The following is a 597-nucleotide window of genomic DNA, read 5'->3' on the forward strand; positions in this document are numbered from 1 at the left end:
CGGCCGTTTTCTGGCGGGCTATACGTGGTCGGAAAACGGGGAGCACGTGATTTTTCATACTGTTTATGACGACTGGCGCGAGGCGGCCCGTGCAGCCGACGAACACGCACGGATTTGTGCCGAGGGTTACAAAGAATACGACGAACGCTATCAGGAGGCAAAGAAGCTTGAAAGCGATATCGAGCACGAAGAAAGCTTGACCGAGGCCCGGCTTACTCGTATCCGTGAGTGCATCAAAGTGCGCCACGTGTCGGAATACTGGCGCGATGAATTGCGCGGCGCAATAGAGGACGTTCGCGAATTGCGCGAATCGGTTGCCGACAAGAAACAGAAGCTCAAAGACGATTACGCGGATTGTGATATCTAACCTACTCACGAAGGGGCCTACGGGCCCCGCTGAGGACAAGCCATGATTTTCGAAACCTACATTTGCGCACTTGCAAATAACCGCCTTGAATACGGATTCACGTTTAAGGCTGGGGCCGAAACCGACGATATCCTTTCTGATATGGTTTTGGGTGTCGTGAAGCCGGGCCCGGACGCCGACGACACCATCGAGCGCGCATGGAAAGAAAACGAAAAATATGCACAGGNGGT

At 53.9% G+C, this 597-nt stretch carries 1 protein-coding gene; it reads left to right on the plus strand.

What is annotated here, in order from left to right:
- Window positions 1-367: hypothetical protein (locus tag AC1RPN_RS07755; protein ID WP_481763644.1), on the plus strand; the 367-nt coding region annotated here is incomplete at its 5' end.
- Window positions 368-597: the final 230 nt, after the last annotated feature.

Source organism: Dellaglioa sp. CoH-57-MRSF-20, from assembly GCF_056781955.1.